General features: G+C 68.1%; 1 protein-coding gene. It reads left to right on the plus strand.

What is annotated here, in order from left to right; genetic code table 11:
* Positions 1-48: 48 nt before the first annotated feature.
* A partial coding sequence (locus tag ADK52_RS07415; protein ID WP_234343511.1) for a non-ribosomal peptide synthetase occupies positions 49-3,806 on the plus strand: 3,758 nt, incomplete at its 3' end.

A 3,806-nucleotide genomic window follows, 5' to 3' on the forward strand; every position in this document is an offset into this window, starting at 1 on the left:
TCCGTACGAGAGGCACTCGTACGCCTCCAGGACGAACAGAGCGCCCTCCTGCCCCACCAGCACCTCAAACTCACCGACATCCACCACCTGACCCCGGCCAACGAGCTCTTCGACACCGTCATCGTCTTCGAGAACTACCCCGTCGAGAACGAGGCTTTCGAACGGGCGACGTCCACCCTCTCTCTCACCCACGCCGAAGCCCACGACGCCAGCCACTACCCGATGAACCTGCGCGTCCTGCCCGGGGACAGCGTCGAGATCCGCATGGAATACGGACCCGACCTGTTCGACCGTGCAGCGGTGGAGGAACTCGGCAGCCGACTTCTCCTCGTATTCCGGGCCATTGCCGAAACCTCGCGGATCCCTGTCGGCCGTGTCGGCATCCTCGACGCGCATGAGCGTGAGCGCGTGCTCTCTTCCCTGCACGGCCGGCGTGACGTCGCGGAGTTCCGCGACGTCGTGGACAGGATCAGGGATGTCGCCCGCAGGCAGCCGGACGCGGTCGCCGTCACGGACGATGAAGGCGACGTCACCTACGAGGCCTTGATGTCCCGGGCGAGCGCACTGTCCAGGCGCCTCGCGGAACGTGGAACAGGAGTGGGAGCACTCGTCGGAATCCTCTCGGATCCCGGAGCACCGTTCGTCTCGTCGGTGCTGGGCGTGTTCGGCAGCCGAGCCGGCTACATCCCGCTGGACCCGCACGCCCCGACCGCGCGGAGCGCGACGTACCTCACCGACAGCGGCGCGGACTGTCTGCTGACGGAGAGGAAACACCTCGAGCAGGCACGGGCCGTCGCCGCCGCGTCGAGAGGCGACGTCGAAGTCCTCGTCATGGGTGACGAACAGGACGGCTCCGATTGGTATCCGAGCCGATCCGAGACCTACGACATCGCGTACTCCATCTTCACTTCGGGCTCCACCGGGCGACCGAAGGGAGCGATGGTCCACCGGGCCGGCATGGAGAACCATCTGCTGGCGAAGATCGAGGACCTGCACCTCTCCGAAGCGGACCACGTCATGCAGAACGCGCCGCTGACCTTCAACATCTCGGTCTGGCAGATGTTCGCGGCGCTGATGCTCGGCGGGCGGATCCGCATCGTCGACCGGACGGTCGCAGCAGACCCCCGGGAGCTCTTCGGGCGGGTCGCCGACGAGGGAGTGTCCGTCCTGGAGGTCGTACCCTCACTCCTCCGCGCCGCCCTCGACCTGTGGGACGCCGAGGAAGTGCAGCTCGAACTGCCGCGACTCCGCTGGCTGGTCGTGACGGGGGAGCCGCTACCGGGCGGCCTGTGCGAGCGATGGTTCGCGCGGTACCCGGAGATCCCGCTCGTCAACGCCTACGGTTCGACGGAATGCTCGGACGACGTCTCGCACGCCGTCATCACGAGCGAGGCGTACGGCGCAGAGCAGAAAGTCACCATCGGCACCCCGATTCGAAACATACGGCTGTACATCCTGAACGAGGCTCTCCAGCCGGTCCCCCCGGGAATGCCGGGAGACCTGTACGTCAGCGGCGTGGGCGTCGGCCAGGGCTACATCGGGGACGCGACCCGAACGGCAGCCGCCTTCGTGGCCGACCCCTTCTCCGACGAACCCGGCGCACGGATGTACCGCATGGGCGACTACGTCAGGTGCCTGCCGGACGGCCGCCTGGAGTTCGTGGAGCGGCGGGACCACCAGGTCAAGATCCGCGGACAGCGACTCGAACTCGGTGAAATCGAGATCGCTCTGGCGGAGCACGCCCTCGTCGGCCAGACGGCCGTGGTCGTACGGGAGGACACTCCTGGAGACAAGCGACTGGCGGCTTACGTGGTGCCGGGTGCAGGCATCGCAACCGAGGCCCTCGACCCTGCTGTGCTGCGCGGGTTCGTGGCGGAGCGGCTGCCGGACTACATGGTGCCCTCCGCGTTCGTTGCCCTCGATGCGCTGCCGTTGACACCGAACGGAAAGCTGGACAGGCGGGCCCTGCCGGCCCCGGAGTACGCGGCGGTAGGAGCCGGCCGCGGGCCGCGGTCGCCGCGGGAGGAGATCCTGTGCGGCCTGTTCGCCGAGGTTCTCGGTGTGGAGTCGGTGTCGATCGATGACGGTTTCTTCGAGCTGGGTGGGCATTCGCTGCTGGCGACCCGGCTGGTGAGCCGGCGGATCCGGTCCGTCCTCGGGGTGGAGGTGAGCATCCGGTCATTGTTCGAGGCTCCGACTGTCGCCGGGCTGGTGGTTCGGCTCGATGAGGGCGTTCAGGTCCGGAAGCCGTTGGAGCGGCGGGCGCGGCCGGAGGTTCTTCCGGTGTCGTTCGCGCAGCGTCGTCTGTGGTTCCTGGGTCAGCTCGAAGGTGCCTCCGCGACGTACAACATTCCGCTCGTGCTGCGTCTGAGTGGTGTCCTGGACGTGGAGGCGTTGCGGGCCGCGTTGGCGGACGTCGCGGGTCGGCATGAGAGTCTGCAGACGGTGTTTCCGCAGGTGGACGGGGAGCCGCGGCAGGAGATCTTGCAGGGTGCCGCGGGCATTCCCGCTGTTGTGGTGGAGTCGGTGCCGGCGGGTGACGTTGCCGCGGTGGTGGCGGGCGTAACCGGTGCCGGGTTCGATCTGGAGCGGGATCTGCCGTGGCGGGTGCGCCTGCTGGAGGTTGCGGATGCTCCGGGCGAGTGGGTTCTCGTCATGGTGGTGCATCACATTGCGGCGGATGGCTGGTCGATGGCTCCGCTGGCCCGGGACCTGTCGCAGGCGTACGCGGCTCGCTGCCAGGGGGATGCCCCGGCGTGGGAAGAGCTTGCGGTGCAGTACGCGGATTACACGCTGTGGCAGCGCGAGGTACTCGGCAGCGAGGACGACCCGGAGAGCGTGATCGCTGCCCAGGTCGCGTACTGGGAGCGGGCGCTGGCCGATCTTCCGGAGCAGCTGGAGCTGCCGGTGGACTTCCCGCGCCCGGCCGTGGCTTCGCACGAGGGTGCTTCGGTGGAGGTGCACGTACCGGCGGAGGTGCACGCACGTCTGGTGGAGCTCTCGCGGTCCTGCGGGGCGAGCGTCTTCATGACGGTGCAGGCAGCTCTCGCCGTCCTGCTGTCCAAGATGGGCGCCGGGCAGGACATCCCGATCGGCACGCCCGTCGCCGGGCGTACCGACGACGCGCTCGACGACATGGTCGGGTTCTTCGTGAACACGCTGGTCCTGCGGACCGACGTCTCGGGCGACCCGACCTTCCGGGAGATCGTGGAGCGGGTCCGGGAAGCGGACCTGGCGGCGTTCGCCCATCAGGACGTGCCCTTCGAGCGGCTGGTGGAGATCCTCAATCCGGCACGCTCCATGGCCCGCCACCCCCTCTTCCAGGTCATGCTCGCCTTCCAGAACAACACCCGCCCGGACCTCGATCTGCCCGGCATCCAGACGTTGGCGGAGCCTGCCGACGGCGTGGCTGCCAGGTTCGACCTGTCGTTCAGCCTGGGGGAGACCCACGGCGTCGACGGCAAGCCCGCAGGTCTTGAGGGGCAGCTGGATTACCGCACCGACCTGTTTTCGGCGGAGACGGGCCGAGGACTCGTGGACCGTCTGGTCCGGGTCATCGAGGAAGTCACCGCCGATCCCGATGCGGCCATTCGATCGTTCGGCGTCATTGCCGCCGACGAGCGTCGGCGGATGCTGGTCGAGTGGAACGACACGGTTCGTGAGGTTCCGGATGCGACGTTGCCGGAGTTGTTCGAGGCGCAGGTGGCGCGGACTCCGGATGCGCCGGCGGTGGTGTGCGGTGGGGTTGAGCTGTCGTATGCGGAGTTGAACGTTCGGGCGAATCGTCTGGCGCGTCATCTGGTGGC

The sequence above is a fragment of the Streptomyces sp. WM6372 genome, assembly GCF_001279655.1.
In the GTDB taxonomy this organism is placed as follows: Bacteria; Actinomycetota; Actinomycetes; order Streptomycetales; family Streptomycetaceae; genus Streptomyces.